Source organism: Cystobacter fuscus DSM 2262 (assembly GCF_000335475.2).
GTDB lineage: Bacteria > Myxococcota > Myxococcia > Myxococcales > Myxococcaceae > Cystobacter > Cystobacter fuscus.
This window is the reverse complement of the sequence record NZ_ANAH02000015.1, coordinates 231,253-248,819: the sequence shown is the minus strand read 5'-3', so window position 1 is coordinate 248,819 and position 17,567 is coordinate 231,253. Positions and strand designations below refer to the sequence as shown.

Below are 17,567 nucleotides of genomic sequence, written 5' to 3'. Positions count from 1 at the left end.
CAACGGAGGAGCGTTGCCCTGGCCGCGTGGCACCTTGCCCAGAGCACACGCTCGAATCGTCTGCCGAGCGAGCGGAAGTGACCTCAGGGTTGGGCGGATTGGGGCGGACGGTCCTTCCGCGCGACGGGCAGGTAGCACTTGCCCTTGTACTCGGCGTGATCGTCCTCGCACGGAGGACGCTGTTCGAGCGCCACCCAACACCCATTGTTGATTGCCACTTCCCCTCGTTTTTTGACATTGCAGGGCGGGATCAACTGATTCTGGAATGGCTTCTCTGGCAAGGGATAGGCAATGGCGGTTGCACCGGACTCTTCCGAGTCGATGAAGTACACTGCCTTCTTCGGGGAGCGGACCTCGGAATCCAGGCTGGCCGTGGGCTGAGGTGGAGTGTTGGGATGCTTCTCGAGGTACAGCCAGACGCCCAGCCCCAGTGAGAGCATGGCGAGACCCGCGAGCGCTATTTCTTGCCTGAAGACAGACTTGCGGCCCGTGTGCGGCGCCGAGGGCTTCGCATCTCCCCCGCGCGAGGCGGCGAGGTGGGCGCGCACCTGGGGATTGTCCTCCACCCGCGTGACCGCCGCGGTGGTCATCACGAGGAGGTTGGCCAGGTCCGAGACATCGAGCGGGGCGGGCGCCTGCTCCACCTTCACCACGACGGAGGACCAGTTCGGGTCGAAGAAGAGCTGGACCCGCCAGGGGCCCTCGGGTTGCCAGTTCACGTCGCCACCGGGCCGCAACAGCAGCACCGGGGCTCCCGTGTCCGTGTGCCACGCCTCGTAGAGACGCCCGAGACCCGGTCCCAGGTCGTCATGGCTCGCGCCGAGGTGGAAGGGTCCCAATCTGATGCTCGTCCCGTGTTGCTCGTCCGCCATGTGCCGCTCCTTTTCCACGATAGGAAGCGGACTTGACCTCTCGAGTCAAGGCCCTTGGCGGGTCCTGTCGGGTACGATGCGGACGCTGGAGAATCCGAGGGACGGAGGGTCCGCTACCCGGGACGTGAACTCGGGAGGGTGGGAGCCGGGAGAGGACGGAAACGGCGCTTGCCCTGTCGCCATTGGAATGGATATCCTGGAAAGGTAGCAAAAGCTGTCAGGACCAGGAGAAATACATGCGAGCGGCAATCATTGCAGGGCTGATGGCGGCGGGTCTGCTGGCGGGCTGTGGCATGTCCGACGGACAGGAGGAGATCTCGTGCGCCAACGGCGCCACGTGTATCGGTTCCGCCGTCGAGTGCGAACATCAGTGCGGCCTGTCTGGTGCGAAGGTGGAGCCGGCTGAGCCCACCCGCACCGAAGCCGGCTTTCACTTGTTCTATTGTTGCGATAGCACCGAATGCATCAACACGGCGATCTTCTGTGGCCGCTACTGCAACGAAAACGAGCGCGGCGGCATCTGCTCCTGAGGCCATTGCCGCTGAGGTAACACCTGCCGTTCCGCGAATGCGGTGGCCCGTCCTGGTCATGCAGGGGGGGCCGCTGTACCCCGAGAGGGCACGTGGATTGGCGCGGAGGCTCCCGCTCCTGTAGCGCTTCCCTCGAGACCAGACAGGGGTCGTCCCCATGCACAGCGGCGCAACTCCCCCTGGCGGGGCCGTGCGAGGAGCGGACGTCAGCGCAGGAAGGCGCGGGTCATCGCGGCGTATTCACCGGAGTCCTGCTGCATGCGTTGGAGCAGAGTTTGTGCCTCTGGGGCTTCGGGGGCTCCGAGCCTGATGAGGCTTCGGAGCGCCTTCACATGACTCAGGTGCTTTCTCCGTTGCTCGGCCAGTTCCTCCCGCCGGAGCCCCAGGGTGCGAATCGTCGTCTCCCCGCGCTTGTTGCCCTCCACTGCGTAGGGCACTTCTTGCCGGAAGGAGATGAAGGTTTCGGGATCGTCCGCCGCCGGGTCGAGCAGCAGAGGGTCTTCCACTGACACATCGTCCTTGTGGTTGCGAGCCCTTCGCTTGGGCGTCTTCAAGGGGAACAGGTTCCTCTTGAACTGCTGATTGCAGAGCGTGCAGGACAGGAAGAGGTTCGTCCACTCGTAGGCGAGCCAGTAATAGCCAGGTCGACCGAGGGGCTCCTTCTCCTTCTGACGCCACCCCGCCTTGGGGCGGAAGTGCTCGACGTCCCCGTAGGAGATGTGGGCGAAGTTCGATTCACAGAAGGCGCACTTGAGGTGCTGTGCTTTGCGGAGCGCCGCCTTGACGGTCTCATGTCCATGGATACCCGGGTCGAACTCGAACGACTTCTTGCCGGTCTCGTAGCTCCGGGGCGCGCGTGAATGCGCCGCCCTCATGGCACGCAGGGCGCGCGCTCCTTTCGTCCGAAGGACCTCGGGCGGCTCGGTCGGCTTGAGGACGCGGATCACTTCCGGCCATCCTTCAGGCGCTCGGCGGCGCGTTGGATGAGTTCGAGGGCTTCGCGCTCGGTCTTCGTCTCGCCCGTGGGAAGAGGGCCGATCATGGACTCCAACTCGTTCAGTCTGGCTTTGTCCTTCTGGGTCAGCCGGGGCTTGGAGAGGAGCGCGGTCCGCTCCTTGAGGAGTTCCTCGATCTGGGGCGGCCGGGCCGTCTCCAGTCCGAACAGGTCGCTCGTGAGGATCTGGTCCACCCGCCAGCCCCGGATGGATTCCACGTCGTTGTCGATGACGACATGGTCGCCCTCTCGTCTCAGGACCACGATGTTCGCATCCGTGGCGCTCTGAACGACGAGCGGGCTGTGCGCGGTCACGATGAACTGGGTCTGAGGGAAGCGCTCGGTCAGGTAGCCGATGAGCTGTCGCTGCCAGGTCGGATGCAGGTGGAGGTCGATTTCATCCACGAGGACCACCGCCGGTTCGGCGAGCGGGTTGGGGCTCTCGGGATAGCGCTCGAACAGGCGGCTCGCGAGGTCTACCAGCCAGGCGATGAGCGTCCGGTATCCCAGGCTCAAGCCGCGCATCGGGACCCATCCGTAGGGCGTTTGGACCTCCACCCTGGCATCGGGGTTGCTCGCATCGGGAGGAGTGAAGCGCAGGTCGCTCACCTCTGGGAGCAGGTCAATGAGAAGTTGTTTGATTCGGTCGCGCTTTCGCGCGGCTCCTCCGCGTTGGGGTGAGGCCTTGCTGGCGGCGTAATCCGCTTGCAGGAGCCACTCCTCGGCGTTTCTCAGGGGTACATCTTCCAAGAAGAGACTGTCGTTGCGCTGGGCTTCTTTCGGCGCGGACAATGCGCCAGCTCCCATGCGGCGAGTCGCTCCGTAGCCGTAGCACACCAGCGAGAGATAGGGCTCAAAGACACCTTTCCATGAGTATTTTTGCCCCTTGGGGCCGAATTTGCATTCCATCCGGGCAGGTTCTTCTTGTTCATCACCTGCCAGGAGTCCGCCCATCATGGCTTCGACAGACAAACGGGCTACATCCGTTTGATGACGATTCGGATGCCACTGGGAGGTGAATGCCTTGGGCATGTAGAAGTTCCCGCCACTGGAGGTCGACTCGGGTTCGACCGTCGTGAGCGCCTGCAGCAGGGTCGTCTTGCCCATGCCGTTGTTGCCGAGAATCACCGTCCACTTCGCCGGACGTCCCTGCGCATCGGCGAGCCGTAGGGTCTGCGAGGGCCCGAAGCAGCGGACGTTCTCGAGGGTCAACGAAAGCAGGTAGACGGGCAGGGGCCTCGAGGGGAGTTGCTTGCGCGAGCCCGCCCGTACCCTCTTGGCCTGCTGTGCTCTTCCCCGGCTTTTCGTGGCCATGTCGCTCCTCTCGGGTGCCTATCTCGGCGCTACTTGCAGGGGATGTACCACGAAGGTTCGACCTGCCCCACTCCGGTTGCGTGCTCGTTGGTGGGGGATCTCGCGGCTCACAGGATGGAGAGGCGGGCTGACCTCTATTCCGTCCTGGACAACTGCGCCTGGTCTTGTCGCGCCGCCCTTACTCTTCGTACTCTCGCCTCTTTCCTCTCCACGTTGCGTCCCCTGGAGCGCGAATGATGAAATCTTTGAAGTGGCTCCTCATCCTGTTGATGACCTTCGCTTTATGTGGCGCAGGACCCAATGAGGTACGGGGATTCATCACGCCAGGAAAGTTCGATGACAGACAAATTGTCCCGGTCGATGTTGATGGGGGATGGCAAGCGGTCTGCTTTCGTGCGGCATTTATCCATGGGAACACAGGAAATACCGTTCGTTGTACGTTCACGGTTGGCACGCCAATCCGACTTCGTCCGGGTGCACCACCTCCGCGAGAAATCACGAGAGAGCGGGCACAAGTAGCAGGGGCGAGTGCAGCCAATCAAGCCGCATATCTCGTGCTCTCGAAGGCCTCACCCGAGGTAATGTCCGCTGTGCTCTGCGGGGCCTTCGTCGAAGAGTACAATCGAATTCTCAAAATCAGTCTACCTGGATCCCGCGTCAACAATACCTGTGTGCACGACATCCCAGTCATCCCCATTTCACCGGATGGACAATGACAAGCGACCGCCTTGCCTCGCTCATCGAAACCGCTCGACAATTCCATCCTCGCGGCATCAGTCCAGCGGATGAGCGGTACACCGAGACCCCCGAGTACCTCCGTGCCCGTGAGGCGTGGCAGCGCGCATCGCGGAACGCGGAGCCCTGGCAACGTGTGCTGGCGCTTCTGCGGGAACGAGCCGCGCCAGCCTATCGCGTGCGAGATCTCACGGTGCCGTACATGCACCCGTCTTGGAGGGTGGCGCTCCTGCGTGAAGGCACGCCGTTCATCGCGGTGGGATGCGTGAGTGTGCTCGCCCCGGTTTTCTTCTGCTACGGCCTCCAGGGGCTGGAGCACGATCCCGAGGTGTTGCCGCGAGAGCATCCTCCTGAAGTGACCGAGGGAATCGCGTTGATCGAGCGGGCGATCCAGGAGGTGTTCAACTACGAGCCGCTCTCGCCAGAAGAGGCCCTGGTGGTCGTGCCCGACGTGGAGATCGAGCACTGCCCACCCAGTGGCTCAACGCTGCTGGCCGCGTTGATTTCCAACGACCTGAACCACTACGTGTAAGACGGGCGAGGCGGTCTCAGTCTTCCGCCTCGCCGCCTTACCCGTGCGGGCTTAGAAGTGCACGCGCGCGGTGAGGAACGCCGAGCGCGCGGCGGCCGGGATGGCCTGGCCCGAGTAGTACTGGTCGTAGAAGAACCTGTTCGTGAGGTTGTTCACGTTGAGCTGCAGGTCGAGTCGCTCCCAGAGCGAGTAGCTGGCGAAGGCATCGAAGCGCCAGTAGTTGGGCACCTTGTTGTAGCTCTGCGCCGCCGAGGTCGGGTTGTTCACCGTCGCCACGTCCTGGTACACGGCGCCGCCGCCCAGGGTCAGGCCGTCCAAGAGGCTCACCGTGGTCCACAGCGACAGGCTGCGCTTGGGCGTATTCGGCAGTGGCTGGCCCACCAGGTACGGGTTGGTGTGCTCGAGGATCTTCGAGTCCGTGTGCGTGTAGTTGGCGAGCACCCTCCACGCGCTGGTGATCTGCCCCGTCACCCCCACGTTGTAGCCCTGCGCCCGCTGCGCCCCCTCGAGCACCAGCTGCGGCAGGGTGGGGTCGCTGTTGGCCACGCGCGCGTTCGTCTTGTCGATGCGGAACACCGACGCGTTCAATCCCAGCCGCGACTCGAGCAGCTCCGCCTTGGCGCCAATCTCGTACGTCTGGTTGGTCTCCGGCTCGAGCGTGGCGTTGTTGTTGGCGAGCGCTCCGGCCTCCGCCGACGGGTTCGAGGACGTGCCGTACATGGCGTACACGCTCGTCTTGTCCAGCGGGTGCAGCACGAGCCCCACGCGCCAGTTGAAGAGCGTGTCCTTGTTCCGCAGGCTCGTGCGCACGCCCGCCCGGTCCACCGCCGAATAGCGCGTGCGGAAGATGTCCACGCGCGCCGAGCCGAGCACCTCCACGAAGCGGGAGATGGAAATCTGATCCGCCGCGTACACGCCCACGTCCCACTGGCGGCTCTCGTTGGAGCCGGAGAAGACGCGGTTGACGGTGGACAGGTCCGGCGTGGGCTCCGGGTCGAACAGGTCCGCGGGCAGGTTCGGCGAGGCGCCCGTCGCGGTCAGGTTGTCCCGGTACTGGTCGCGCGACTCCCGCGACAGCTCGAGCCCGATGTTCGCCGTCTGCTTGACGATGCCCGTCTGGAGTTCGCCCCGCAGGTCCGTCTGGTTGATGAGATAGAGGTGGTCCGTGTCCGTCTGGTAGCGCTCACGGCCAATCGTTTCCGGATTGATGGCCGGCACGAGCCCGCGGGGAGACGTGGGCCGGGAGAAGCGGTCCACCCCGCCCAGGCGCAGCGTGTTCGTCAGCCGCGGGCTGTTCTCACGCCCCTCGCCGAAGCGGTGCTGGAAGCGCGCGGTGGCCACGTGGGCGTTCACGCGCTCCTGGTCCTCGCCCCTCACACCGTAGAAGACGTCGCGCCCCACGCCGTAGGTGATGCCCACCGGGCCGCCCTGGTAGTAGGGGTGCCCGTAGTCCGGCACGCTCCGCTCGTGCTGGTAGAAGTAGTCCACGTCCAGCGACGTGTTCTGTCCCAGGGCGATCGTCAGCGAGGGCGCGAAGCCCAGGCGGTTCTCGCTCACGTCGGCGCGGCCCGCGATGTTGGCGAGCTGCCCGAGCACGTTGATGCGCGCCTGCACGCGCTCGTTGATCACGCTGTTGACGTCCACCTCCAGCCGGCCCGAGGGCGCCGTGCCGCCCGTGAGGCTCACGCTGCTCGTGGCGCGCTTGCTCGGACGCTTCGTGGTGAGGTTGACGGCGCCTCCCGTCGAGCCCCGGCCGAAGAGCACGGCCGACGGACCGAAGAAGACCTCCACGCCGCCGAGGTTGAAGGTGTCTCGCGTGAACCAGCCCAGGTCACGCACGCCATCGCGGAACGTGTCGCTCTGCGCCGAGAAGCCGCGCAGGTTGAAGGTGTCTCCCTGGCGCCCGCCCTCGCCCGCGCTCACCGTGATGCCAGACACGTTGCGCAGCGCATCGCGCACCGTCGTCGCGTTCTGCTCCTCGATGACCTTCTCGGGCACCACCGTCACCGACTGCGGCGTGTTGAGGAGCGGCTGGGGCAGCCGCGCGAGGCCACTCTGCTCGGTGTGGTACTCGCGCGGGTCCGCCGCCTCCTGCACCTTCACCGTGGGCAGCACGAAGGTGTTCTCCGTGCCCTCGGGCGGGGCGGCTGGCGCGGCGGGGCTCTCGGTGCGTGGGGTCTCGGCGGGCGGCGTGGACTCCTGGGCGAGCGCGCCCCCGGTCGCGAGCGCCGAGGCGAGGCCCACCGCGGCCTGTCCCAGGGGCCAGAGCTTGCCGCGGACTCCTCCCGCGAGGCCCTTCGTCGCGCGGATGCCAGGGGGGTTGAGCTTGGATGACATGTTCGGTCCTTGAGCGTGCGGGGAGTTCGGTCCTTCGTGGCGCACCCCGGCCGCTCGCGCCGGGTAGGGCGCGTCGGTGGAGCGGGGCGTTTCGCAGGACGGTTGGAGGGGAGAGGCGATCAGACGGTGGGTTCGACCCGCTCGGCACCCGCGGTGTCTTCGGCGGAGGCGGAGGCGGCGCGTTTGCCCGGGAAGAAGCGGCGCCAGGACAGGGTGAAGCCCGTCCACACGAGGAAGAGTCCGCCCAGGCAGCCGACGGCGGCGAGGAACTGGCCGATCAGCCCGAGCGCCTCACCCGTGTGCAGGAAGCGCATCCACCGGCGCGCCCGGTTGCCCGCGGACAGGTCCGAGAAGGCGTCCTGGCGCAGCACCCGGGCGGTGTACGGGTCCAGCGACACCTGCGTCGTCGCGAAGGGAGGCCAGGTGCCCGGCTCGCGCACGGCGAGGGTGAGGGCGGAGGGGGCGGGCTTGCGAGCTTCCCCCTTGCCCTCGTTGCCGCCGGGCCGGGGACCGGGGCCGCGCGGAGGTCCACCGCCGCCCAGCCGCAGGGTGATGTTCTCCCAGGCGGGCACTTGCTGGCGGGCCTGGGCGAAGACGGCCTCGAGCGGCAGCGGCGCGCTTCCCGGCGGAGGCGTGGGCACCTGGACGGTGGGCCCGGGCGGCGGTCCCCCGGTGGCCGGAGGCGTCTCGCCCGCGAGCTTGAAGACGAGGTCCGAGACGCTCTTGTAGGAGATGACCATGCCCGTGGCCGTCATGACGACGAGCGCCGGCAGCAGCCAGAAGCCGATCACGTTGTGCCAGTTCCAGTCGCGCGCCTTGCCCTTGAGGCCGCGCCGGAACCACAGCGCGGGCCGCACGGTGCGCCACGTCCACTTGCGCGGCCACCACAGGTAGAGGCCCGTCACCGCGAGCGCGAGGAAGATGGCGTTGCTCGCGCCGGTGATGGCCTTGCCGATGGGGCGGCTGTCGCCCTGCGCGCCCAGCCACCGGTGCCAGTCCTCCATGAGGTGGAAGAAGGAGCGCCAGCCCGTGGCGCCCCAGTCACGCACCTCGCCCGTGTAGGGATTCACGTAGACGCCGCCGGTGCGCCCGGTGCTCACCGTCACGGCGAGCGTGGGCTCGGGGTACTCCGTCACCGCCGAGGGCTGGGCTTCGGGGCGGGCAGTGCGCACGCGCGCGAGCAGCTCGTCGACAGGCAGGCGGGGCGCGCCCGGCGAGGGCACCTCCACGCGCCGCGTCTCCTGGTCCGCCCAGTCGAGGATTTCATGCTCGAAGGCGAGCGCGATGCCCGTGAAGGACATGACCGCGATGATGAGCCCGGCGAGGAGGCCGACGATCAGGTGGGGCCAGAAGACGAGGGTGTGGACACTGATGCGCATGGCTGCTCGTGCGCGCGGAAAGGGGAGGGCCCCGCCCGCGCGTGCTTCACTTCAAGGAGAACTGGACGGGAATCTCGACGATGACGCGCACCGGGCGGCCCTGACGGCCCAGCGCCGGAGAGAAGCGCCACTGGCTGACGGCGGAGACGGCCGCGGCATCCAGCGCCGCCACGGAGCGCACCACCCGCGTGCTGCCGGGCTCGATGCGTCCGTCCACGCCGATGATGACGCGCACGAGGACGAGTCCCTCGATGCCATCGTTCCGGGCGGACCGGGGATACTGGGGTTTGATCTGCTGGAGCACCCGCGGCGGGCTCGCCACCTGCTTGAGCTCGAGCGCGCCCCCGGTGGCGCCCACCAGTCCACCCTCCTGGCCATGGAGCACGCCTCCGAGCACTCCCGCCACGGTGTTGCCCAGGCCCGCGCCGTCCATGGCCAGCTCCTGGGCCGGGGCCTGCTCGGTGGCCGTCTCCGGCTCGGACACGGCCGGCTCGGGCTCGGGGGGCGTCTCGACGGGCTTCTCGGGCAGGGTCTGCTGGGGGATGACGCGCGGGAACACCGGGCGCGGGGTGGGCGTGCGCGGGCGGGACTTCACCCGCTCGGGCTGCACCGCGCGCGTGGCCGTGGCGCTGGCGGCCGGTGGGGGCGGGGGCGCGAAGTGCATGAACACCAGCTCCGGCTCCTCGGGCGCTGCCTCCCGGGGCGCGGAGGGCAGCGTCAGCCCCACCGCCGTCACTCCCACCACTCCCCCATGCACGAGCGCCGCGAGCAGCAGCGCCCAACCCCAGTGCTCCCGCTCGCCTCGCGACGCCTCTCCCATGCGGAAGAGCCGCTCACGGACCGGAGGGACGCTCGCGCTGTCGGTGCCGGGCGGGGGCATCTCAATGGGGAAATTGAGAATCATTCTCATTTCTGCTCGGACGAGCAATATCCCACGAAGCTGGGGGCGTCAACGAGGGGGGAGGGTGGCGCTTCTCGGTCTCAGAAGGAGCGCTCAGGGGTCGGCCCATTGGCGGAGGAGGTTGTGGTAGACGCCGGTGAGCACGACGAGGGTGGGGCTCGTGGGCAGCTCCTGGTTGAGCTGGCGGATGGCCATGTCGAGGTCGAAGAGCAGGGCGCGCTGGGAGACATCGCGCACCATGCTCTGCACCCAGAAGAAGGACGCGAGCCGGGCGCCGCGGGTGATCGGGGTGACGTGGTGGAGGCTCGAGGCCGGGTAGACGATGAGGTCTCCGGCGGGCAGCTTCACCGAGTGGCTGCCGTAGGTGTCCTCCACGACGAGCTCGCCGCCGTCATAGCTGTCGGGCTCGGACAGGAAGAGCGTGGCGGAGACGTCGGTGCGCAGGCGCAGGGGCGTGCCGGCGAGCGGGCGGATGGCGTTGTCCACGTGCGAGCCGAAGGTCATCCCCGGCTCGTAGCGGTTGAAGAGCGGGGGGAAGACGCGCTGGGGTAGCACGGCGGAGATGAACAGGGGGCTGTGCTCGAGGCCTCGGAGCACGAGCTCTCCCAGCTCTCGCGCCTGGGGGCTGTCCTCGGGCAGTTGCAGGTTCTGCTTCACCCGCGCGGACTGGTGGCCGGCGGTGGCGCGGCCGTCCTCCCAGGGGGCCTGGGCGAAGACGTCGCGGCAGTGGGCGACCTGGGCGGCCGTGAGGACGTGGGGGATGTGCACCAGCATGGGCGGGTTGTAACCACCCCCGGGTCCGGCGTCACTTGCCCTCGGCGGCGCGGTCCGGCTCGTCTCCGAACTCGGCCTCGAACGGGGACATCTCCTGGGCGGCGGGCAGGACGACCGTCAGGAGCGTGCCCTCGCCCTCGCGGCTGTCCGCGCGCAGCGTGCCGCCCAGCCCCGTCACGATGGCGTGGCTCACCGACAACCCCAGGCCCGTGTTCGTTTTGCGCGTGGTGAAGAAGGGCTCGAAGATGCGCGCGACCACCTCCGGGGACATGCCCCGGCCGGTGTCCCGGATCTCCACCACCAGCTCGCCCGTCTCCGCCGTGTACGCCGACACCCGCAGCACGTTGTTCGCCGCGTCCGGCTCGTCCATGGCCTGCAAGGCGTTGAGCATCAGGTTCACGAACACCTGCGTCAGCCGGGATTCATCGCCCTCCACCCGTGGCACCGGCTGGAAGTCCGTCTCCAACCGCGCCCGATGGCGCAGCTCGACGCGCACCAGGCCCAGCGCGTGCTCCAGCAGGGGGATGACGTCCACCGTCTTGTGCTGCTCCGGCGGCGCGCGTGACAGCGTGCGCAGATCCTGGACGATTGTCTTCAGCCGGTGGGCGCCATCGGCCGCCTCGGTCAGCGCCTCGAGCACGTCGGCCACGTCCGTGGACAGGGCATGGTCCTGGGAGCGCAGCGCCTCCGCCACGCGCGTGAGCTCCTCGCGCGCGAAGCCGATGTTGGCCAGCATGTAGGCGAGCGGATTGCCCATCTCGTGGCCCACCGCTCCGGCCAGCGAGCCCAGCGCCGCGAGCCGGTCCGCCTTGAAGAGCTGCGCCTCCATTTGCTTGCGCACCGTCACGTCCTTGGCGAACACCCGCAGGCCCTCGGGGTCCACCAGGTGCGTCACCGTCAGCTCCCAGTGGCGGCCCTCCCAGTGGACGCCCGGCGTGTCGCCCGCCGAGGCGCGCCGGGACGCCGCGAGCGAGGCCTCCACCACCGGATGCCGCGGGCCGAGCGGGAACAAATCCGTGAAGGCCTTGTGCGCCGCGGGGTTGGCGTAGTGCAGGACGCCGTCCGGGCCCAGCTCCAGCATGGGCTCGGGGTGCAACAGCGGGAAGGAGGCCAGGCGGTAGAGCCGCTCCTCCTGGGCGCGCAGCTCGGTGACGTCGCACACCAGGACCGCCGTGGTGGCCTCCCGCGCTGGGTCCGTCGGAGTCCGCAGGGTGGCCTCGGCCGCGAACCAGCGCGTCTCCCCCTCCACCTCCAGGCGGTACTCCACCCGGCCACCACCGCTGTGCCGCGCCGAGCGCGCGAGCGCCCCCAGCGCGCCTCCCGCCTCCATGCCGAGCGCTTCCCGCAGGGGCCGTCCCTCCGCCTCGCGCACGTCCCGTCCGAATGCCCTGCCGGTGGGCGTCCAGAGCCGCAGGCAGCGCTGCTCGGCATCCAGCTCCGCCGCGAGGTAGTCCGTCTGCCGCACGGCGCGGGGCACGCGCGTGGTGGCCTCGGAGGCGAGCACGAAGCCCTCGCTGTCGAAGAGGCCCAGCAGCGGCTCGAGTCCGCCCGTGCTGCCCGCGAGCGAGGTGAGCACGGACACCAGCGTGGCCGTGTCCGCCTCGCTCATGCGGGAGGTGAGGATGAGGCCGTCGGCGGGCGTGGCGTGGGTGAAGGCGAAGGGCATGAGCCGGCGCTCGTCCGCGCCCACGTGCTCGGCGAGGTAGGCCCGCACGGTGTCCTCCTCGGGGTGGCTCGCGTAGATGGCGGCCACGTCCGCCTCGCCCTCGAGCACCGCCAGCAGGGCCTTGCGGTAGGTGCCGAAGAAGCGCTCCTCGCGGAAGGTGTCCGCGGGCGGGTGGCCCCTGTCCGTGAGGTAGCGCGTGGGCAGCAGGTAGCCGCCCGTGGAGCGCGGCGCCACCCAGGCGGCGCGCGTGCCCCGGAGCGTGCTCAACGTGAGCGGCCGCGCCGCCCGGCACAGGAGCGCCGAGTAGTAGCTGCCCTGTCCGGCCCGCACCGCGCGCAGCACCGCCCGGGCACGTGACTCGAAGTGGGTGCATTGCTCGGCGGTGCCCCAGACCAGCTCCACCCGCTCCTCGGCCAGCTCCCCCTCCAACACCTCGTAGGACGGCGCGAGCTCCACCAGGATGGGGCGCCCCAGCCGCTGAGCGAGCGCCCGGCCGAACAGCTCGGCGCGCACGTGCTCCTTCACCTCTCCCAGCGAGGGCGAGAGAAGAAAGCGGATGGGCTTGGCCGTCAGGCTCATGGGGTGCGGTTCTCCTGCTGGACTCCGGTCTGAAGCATCCCCCCACGTGCCGAGACCGCGGATCATGCCGGACATCCAGGGCGCGCGCATCTCACGCCCAGGATGGGTCCGCGCCCTCCACGCTCCCTTCCTCGGTGTCCGGATGGGTGCCCGGACGACGCTCGTTCCGCCGTGGCGCCGCCGTGTTCTCCCGCGAGGCGACGCGACGCGGCAGGGCCCCTCGTCCCACCGCTGGAGTGGGTGGGATGTCGGGCGATAAACCATTGGAATCACTGGGAAAGTACGCCCCGGAGATGTCAGACCCGGCGGGTACAACCGTCCTTCACCCGAAGAGGGGAGGACCAGGTCATGACGAGGGTTGGGCGCGCCGCGTCGGCGCTCTTCGCGCTGGTGTGGGTGTGCCTCCCGGCATGGGCCGGGGGGCCGCTCGTGGCGTTGGAGGGCGGCCGGGTGCTGGCGATGGGAGGGCAGGAGGGCGGCCGGGCGCTCGCGGGTTGTGAGCTGTACGAGCCTGGCACGGGCTCCTGGCGGGCCACGGGGGCGCTGCGCACCGCCCGGCGCCACCCCGCCGCGGTGCGGATGGAGGACGGGCGGGTGCTGGTGGTGGGGGGTGTGTCGGCCTCGGGCGCGCTGGCGAGCTGCGAGGTGTACGAGCCGGCGACGGGCCGGTGGTCGCGCGTGGCGGACTTGAACGAGGCGCGCGCGGAGGCGGTGGCGGTGGTGTTGCCGGACGGACGGGTGCTGGTGGCGGGCGGGGTCGACGCGGATCGGCTCCCGGTGCGCTCGGCGGAGCTGTACGACCCGGCGACGGGCCGGTGGACGCGCACGGGCTCGCCGGCGTCGTCGCGGCAGGGCGCTGGGACGGCGGTGGTGCTCGACAGCGGCGAGGTGCTCTTCGTGGGCGGACTGCTCGCGGAGCTGTACGACCCGGCCAGCGGTCAGTGGCGCAAGGCGGGCCCGGTGGGGGGCGCGGCGGGCACGCACCGCTCGGGACACTCGGTGACGCGCCTGCCGGATGGGCGGGTGCTGGTGGTGGGGGGCACGACGGCGCGCGCGGCGGCCACGGCGGAGGTGTACGAGCCCGCGAGCGGTGAGTGGCGGCAGGTGGCGTCGCCGGGCGTGCCGCGCGAGGGGCATGGGGCGATGGTGACGGAGGACGGACGCGTGCGGGTGGCGGGCGGCTTCCACATGAAGAAGGGCGCGCTCGCGTCGGTGGAGACGTACGATCCGGTGTCGGACACCTGGAGCGTGGAGCCGCCGCTCGGGGCGGCGCGCAGGGGGGCGGTGCTGGTGCCCCAGCCGGATGGCGCGGTGCTGGTGGTGGGTGGCTCGAGCGAGCTGCCGGGGGGCCCACCCGCGAGCGAGCGGTACGTGCCGGAGCGGTGTCTGCCCTTGACCTGCGCGAGCGCGGGCCGCACGTGTGGCGAGCCCCCGGATGGCTGTGGGGGCACGTTGTCGTGCGGCCCCTGCGAGGAGGCGCCGTCCCGGTGTGGCGAGGAGGGGTGTGGCGTGGAGCGCGCCGTGTTCGATGCCGTGTTGGGCGTGCCCCGCTGTGGCGAGGCGGGCGCGGGGTGTGACTCGGTGGGCCTGTTGGCGGGACGCGGGCTGCTCGGTCCGGAGCCCCACGCGCCCAACACGTTGGGCGGCTCGTGCTCGGACGGGCAGGGGGGCACGCACGCGCGGGACGAGGCGCTCGACGGCCTGCGGGTGATCGCCGAGGAGCGGGAGGGGCTGTCACCGGGAAGGCGCGTGCGGGTGGAGGCCACGGTCTGGGCGTACGCGCGGCCGGGGGTGAACCGGTTGGACCTGTACGCCGCGGCGGATGCGCGCGCTCCGGAGTGGACACACCTCGCGACGCTCACGCCGGGCCGCGCGGGGGCCCAGGTGCTGACGGCCACGTACGTGTTGCCGGTGGGCACGGTGCAGGCGCTCCGGGGCGTGTTCCGCTACGCGGGCAGTGCCGCGCCGTGTCCCGAGGGCGTCTTCGACGACGTGGATGATCTCGTCTTCACCACGCGGTGAGCGCGAGAGCGGGGGCCCCGTGCGAAGCTGCGCGGCCCATGACGACTCCCTGGCTCCGGCTTCTCGCCCCCCTCTTCCTCCTCTCCTCCGGTTGCGCCGTCACCGCGCCCGCCGCGCGCCCGGCCTCCCCTTCCACTCCAGAGCGTCCCTTCGGCACCCTGCGCGAGCAGGCCGAGCGGCAACAGGCGTGGTTGCGCGAGCGGATGGACCAGGCCCTGCCCGCGCTCATGCGCCAGTACGGCGTGGAGATGTGGGTGGTCTCCATGCGCGAGTACAACGAGGATCCCGTCTTCCCGGCGCTCGTGGCGCCCACGACGTTCGCCGCGCGCCGTCGCACCATCTATGTCTTCCATGATCGCGGCCCGGAGCGGGGTGTGGAGCGGCTCGCGTTGGGAGGCGGCACGCAGGGCGGCGTGTACGAGTCGCGCCGCGCGGCGCAGCAGGTGGACCGAGGGGGCACCACGCGGCAGGCGGAGCCGTGGGGCTCGGATCAATGGCAGATGCTCAAGGCGGTGCTCGAGGAGCGGCAGCCCAAGAGCATCGCCATCGACGTGTCGCGCACGTTCGCCTTCGCGGACGGGCTGACGCATGGCGAATACGAGGGCATGGCCGGGGCGCTGGGCCCCGAGTGGTTGTCCCGGATGAAGCCCTCCGAGGGGCTCGCGGTGGACGTGCTCGGGTGGCGCGGCGTGGACGAGGCGCGCTTCTACACGGAGCTGACCCGGCTCGCGTGGGACATCATCCAGACGGGGTTCTCCAGCGAGGTCATCCAGCCGGGCAAGACGCGCACGAGCGACGTGGTGTGGTGGATGCGCCAGCGGGTGAACGACCTGGGCCTGGGCACGTGGTTCCAACCGTCGGTGGAGGTGCAGCGGCGGGGCAGGACGGAGCAGGAGCTGGGCGAGTCGCCCGTCATCGAGCGGGGTGACGTGCTGCACTGCGACTTCGGGGTGACGGCGCTGCGGCTCCACACGGACACCCAGCACATGGGCTACGTGCTGCGCGAGGGCGAGACGGACGTGCCCGCGGGGCTGAAGCAGGCGCTCGCGCGCTCCAACCGGCTGCAGGACATCGTCGTCGGGGAGCTGCGCCCGGGCCGCACGGGCAATGAGATCCTCCGCGCCTCGCGCGAGCGCATGAAGGCCGAGGGGCTCGACGGCACGGTGTACTCGCACCCCATCGGGCTGAACGGACACGGGGCGGGGCCGATGATTGGCCTGTGGGACCGGCAGGAGGGCGTGCCGGGCAATGGGGACCACCGGGTGATGCCCTCCTCCTGGTTCTCCATCGAACTGCAGGTGACGAGCCCCGTGCCCGAGTGGGACGGGCAGCGCGTGCGCTCGGCGCAGGAGGAGGATGTCGTCCTCGACGCCGAGGGCCGCGTGCACTGGGCCCATCCGCGGCAGACGGCCTTCCATCTGGTGCGCTGAGGGCCGCCCGGGGCCGCGCGAGGGACCTGGCGGACCCTGTAGACAGGGAGGCGGGCGGGCGCTCGATTATCCGGAAATAAACCTGACGCGGCGCGGCAGGTGGTCGATTCGGTCGATGCTCCCCACTCTTGGGGCCATGGACCACAAGGATCAGCATCACGTCGTCATCGTCGGGGCGGGCTTCGGAGGACTCCAGGCCGCGCGCAAGCTGCAGAAGGCGCCCGTCAAGGTGACGGTGGTGGATCGCTACAACCACCACCTCTTCCAGCCGCTGCTCTACCAGGTGGCGACCGCCGTGCTCAGCCCCGCGGACATCTCCGCGCCCATCCGCAGCATCCTGCGCGGCCGCAACACCCAGGTGCTGCTGGCCGAGGCGCGCTCGGTGGACGTGGCGCGCAAGGTGCTCGTGTGTGACGGCGGCGAGGTGCCCTACGACACGCTGGTGCTCGCCACGGGCGCCACGCACTCGTACTTCAACCACCCCGAGTGGGCCCACGTCGCCCCGGGCCTCAAGACGCTCAACGACGCGGTGGCCATCCGCGAGCGTGTCCTCTTGTCGCTCGAGGCCGCCGAGCGCGAGACGGATCCCGAGCGCCAGGCCGAGTGGCTCACCTTCGTCATCATCGGCGGTGGCCCCACGGGCGTGGAGCTGGCGGGAGCCATCTCGTACATGCTGCGCCACTCGCTGCCCCGGGACTTCCGCCGCATCGACACCGCCAAGGCCCGCGTGCTGCTCCTGGAGGGTCTGCCGCGCGTGCTCACCCAGTACCCCGAGGAGCTGTCGGCCACGGCGCGCAAGGACCTGGAGAAGCTGGGCGTGGAGGTGCACACCGGCTCCATGGTGACGGGCGTGGACGAGCGGGGCGTGAGCGTGGGCGAGCAGCGCATCCCCGCGCGCACCGTGCTCTGGGGCGCGGGCGTGGCGGCCTCGAAGCTCGTGCGCTCGCTCGACGTGCCGCTCGACAAGGCGGGCCGCGTGAAGGTGGACCCCACGCTCACGGTGCCGGGCCACGAGGACATCTTCGTGCTGGGGGACGTGGCGTCGCTCGTGCAGGACGGCAAGCCCGTGCCCGGCATCGCCCCGGCGGCCATGCAGATGGGCCGGCACGTGGCGAAGAACATCCGCCTGCGCCTGGAGGGCAAGCCCCTGCGGCCCTTCCACTACGTGGACAAGGGCAGCTTCGCCGTCATCGGCCGGGGCTACGCCGTGGGCCTCGTCTTCAACAAGCTGAAGATGAGCGGCCCGCTGGCGTGGCTGATGTGGGCCGGCATCCACATCGCCTACCTCGTGGGCTTCCGCAACCGCCTGGCGGTGATGCTCAACTGGGCCTTCACCTTCCTCACCCGGGGACGCGACGTGCGGCTCATCACCGGCTCGTACGCGCCGAACCTGCCGCCGTTCTCCAAGAACGCCGAGCCTCCCGCGCTCCCGCTCCCCGAGGCGGCGCCCCCTCCTCCGGCGCACGATGCCGGGGCTTCTCCCGTTCACTGAAGCGCCGGGC

13 protein-coding genes are annotated in these 17,567 nt (G+C 69.7%); 5 read left to right on the top strand and 8 right to left on the bottom strand.

The features are described 5' to 3' along the window. Nucleotides 1-83: 83 nt before the first annotated feature. Nucleotides 84-872: a hypothetical protein gene (locus D187_RS26510; RefSeq protein ID WP_002629419.1), complete on the bottom strand. Its 789-nt coding sequence runs from the start codon at nucleotides 870-872 to the stop codon at nucleotides 84-86. 236 nt (nucleotides 873-1,108) lie between these two features. Here D187_RS26510 and D187_RS26505 point away from each other — a divergent pair, with 236 nt between their 5' ends. Further along, on the top strand, nucleotides 1,109-1,402 hold the full coding sequence (locus D187_RS26505; RefSeq protein ID WP_002629418.1) for a hypothetical protein: 294 nt from the start codon (nucleotides 1,109-1,111) through the stop codon (nucleotides 1,400-1,402). Between the two features lie 206 nt (nucleotides 1,403-1,608). Here D187_RS26505 and D187_RS26500 read toward each other — a convergent pair whose 3' ends face one another. Together D187_RS26500 and D187_RS26495 are read right to left on the bottom strand one after the other, a co-directional pair. After that, a complete protein-coding gene (locus tag D187_RS26500; RefSeq protein ID WP_002629417.1) occupies nucleotides 1,609-2,349 on the bottom strand; it encodes an HNH endonuclease family protein in 741 nt (246 codons plus the stop codon). Continuing rightward, a complete protein-coding gene (locus D187_RS26495; protein WP_002629416.1) occupies nucleotides 2,346-3,710 on the bottom strand; it encodes an AAA family ATPase in 1,365 nt (454 codons plus the stop codon). Before D187_RS26495 ends, D187_RS26500 begins: the two co-directional genes overlap by 4 nt. A 937-nt stretch (nucleotides 3,711-4,647) precedes the next feature. Between D187_RS26495 and D187_RS26490 the strand changes: the two genes are divergently transcribed. Then, a complete protein-coding gene (locus D187_RS26490; protein WP_155893586.1) occupies nucleotides 4,648-4,977 on the top strand; it encodes a hypothetical protein in 330 nt (109 codons plus the stop codon). A gap of 51 nt (nucleotides 4,978-5,028) precedes the next feature. On the opposite strand, the gene D187_RS26485 is transcribed toward D187_RS26490, so the two are convergent. The 5 genes from D187_RS26485 to D187_RS26465 form a co-directional block, all read right to left on the bottom strand. After that, nucleotides 5,029-7,314, bottom strand: a complete 2,286-nt coding sequence (locus D187_RS26485; RefSeq protein WP_002629414.1) for a TonB-dependent receptor — start codon at nucleotides 7,312-7,314, stop codon at nucleotides 5,029-5,031. A 119-nt stretch (nucleotides 7,315-7,433) separates the two neighbouring features. Beyond that, complete coding sequence (locus D187_RS26480) at nucleotides 7,434-8,693, bottom strand: PepSY-associated TM helix domain-containing protein (protein WP_002629413.1); 1,260 nt, start codon at nucleotides 8,691-8,693, stop codon at nucleotides 7,434-7,436. Between the two features lie 46 nt (nucleotides 8,694-8,739). Further along, on the bottom strand, nucleotides 8,740-9,597 hold the full coding sequence (locus D187_RS26475) for a TonB family protein (protein WP_245591832.1): 858 nt from the start codon (nucleotides 9,595-9,597) through the stop codon (nucleotides 8,740-8,742). 90 nt (nucleotides 9,598-9,687) lie between these two features. Beyond that, on the bottom strand, nucleotides 9,688-10,368 hold the full coding sequence (locus D187_RS26470; protein ID WP_002629411.1) for a Fe2+-dependent dioxygenase: 681 nt from the start codon (nucleotides 10,366-10,368) through the stop codon (nucleotides 9,688-9,690). Between the two features lie 31 nt (nucleotides 10,369-10,399). Continuing rightward, nucleotides 10,400-12,613 (bottom strand): sensor histidine kinase, encoded by a 2,214-nt coding sequence (locus D187_RS26465; protein WP_002629410.1) that lies wholly within the window; start codon nucleotides 12,611-12,613, stop codon nucleotides 10,400-10,402. A 348-nt stretch (nucleotides 12,614-12,961) separates the two neighbouring features. Here D187_RS26465 and D187_RS58140 point away from each other — a divergent pair, with 348 nt between their 5' ends. From D187_RS58140 to D187_RS26450, 3 genes are all read left to right on the top strand, one after another. Continuing rightward, a complete protein-coding gene (locus D187_RS58140) occupies nucleotides 12,962-14,635 on the top strand; it encodes a Kelch repeat-containing protein (RefSeq protein ID WP_002629409.1) in 1,674 nt (557 codons plus the stop codon). Between the two features lie 38 nt (nucleotides 14,636-14,673). Next, nucleotides 14,674-16,065, top strand: a complete 1,392-nt coding sequence (locus D187_RS26455; RefSeq protein WP_002629408.1) for a M24 family metallopeptidase — start codon at nucleotides 14,674-14,676, stop codon at nucleotides 16,063-16,065. 115 nt (nucleotides 16,066-16,180) lie between these two features. After that, nucleotides 16,181-17,557 (top strand): NAD(P)/FAD-dependent oxidoreductase, encoded by a 1,377-nt coding sequence (locus tag D187_RS26450; RefSeq protein WP_002629407.1) that lies wholly within the window; start codon nucleotides 16,181-16,183, stop codon nucleotides 17,555-17,557. Nucleotides 17,558-17,567 lie beyond the last annotated feature (10 nt).

Bases quoted from the DNA above. Each gene is read 5' to 3' on its own strand.
- D187_RS26510 (WP_002629419.1), bottom strand. From the start codon at position 872: ATGGCGGACGAGCAACACGGGACGAGCATCAGATTGGGACCCTTCCAC.
- D187_RS26505 (WP_002629418.1), top strand. From the start codon at position 1,109: ATGCGAGCGGCAATCATTGCAGGGCTGATGGCGGCGGGTCTGCTGGCG.
- D187_RS26495 (WP_002629416.1), bottom strand. From the start codon at position 3,710: ATGGCCACGAAAAGCCGGGGAAGAGCACAGCAGGCCAAGAGGGTACGG.
- D187_RS26490 (WP_155893586.1), top strand. From the start codon at position 4,648: ATGCACCCGTCTTGGAGGGTGGCGCTCCTGCGTGAAGGCACGCCGTTC.
- D187_RS26485 (WP_002629414.1), bottom strand. From the start codon at position 7,314: ATGTCATCCAAGCTCAACCCCCCTGGCATCCGCGCGACGAAGGGCCTC.
- D187_RS26480 (WP_002629413.1), bottom strand. From the start codon at position 8,693: ATGCGCATCAGTGTCCACACCCTCGTCTTCTGGCCCCACCTGATCGTC.
- D187_RS26475 (WP_245591832.1), bottom strand. From the start codon at position 9,597: ATGATTCTCAATTTCCCCATTGAGATGCCCCCGCCCGGCACCGACAGC.
- D187_RS26470 (WP_002629411.1), bottom strand. From the start codon at position 10,368: ATGCTGGTGCACATCCCCCACGTCCTCACGGCCGCCCAGGTCGCCCAC.
- D187_RS26465 (WP_002629410.1), bottom strand. From the start codon at position 12,613: ATGAGCCTGACGGCCAAGCCCATCCGCTTTCTTCTCTCGCCCTCGCTG.
- D187_RS58140 (WP_002629409.1), top strand. From the start codon at position 12,962: ATGACGAGGGTTGGGCGCGCCGCGTCGGCGCTCTTCGCGCTGGTGTGG.
- D187_RS26455 (WP_002629408.1), top strand. From the start codon at position 14,674: ATGACGACTCCCTGGCTCCGGCTTCTCGCCCCCCTCTTCCTCCTCTCC.
- D187_RS26450 (WP_002629407.1), top strand. From the start codon at position 16,181: ATGCTCCCCACTCTTGGGGCCATGGACCACAAGGATCAGCATCACGTC.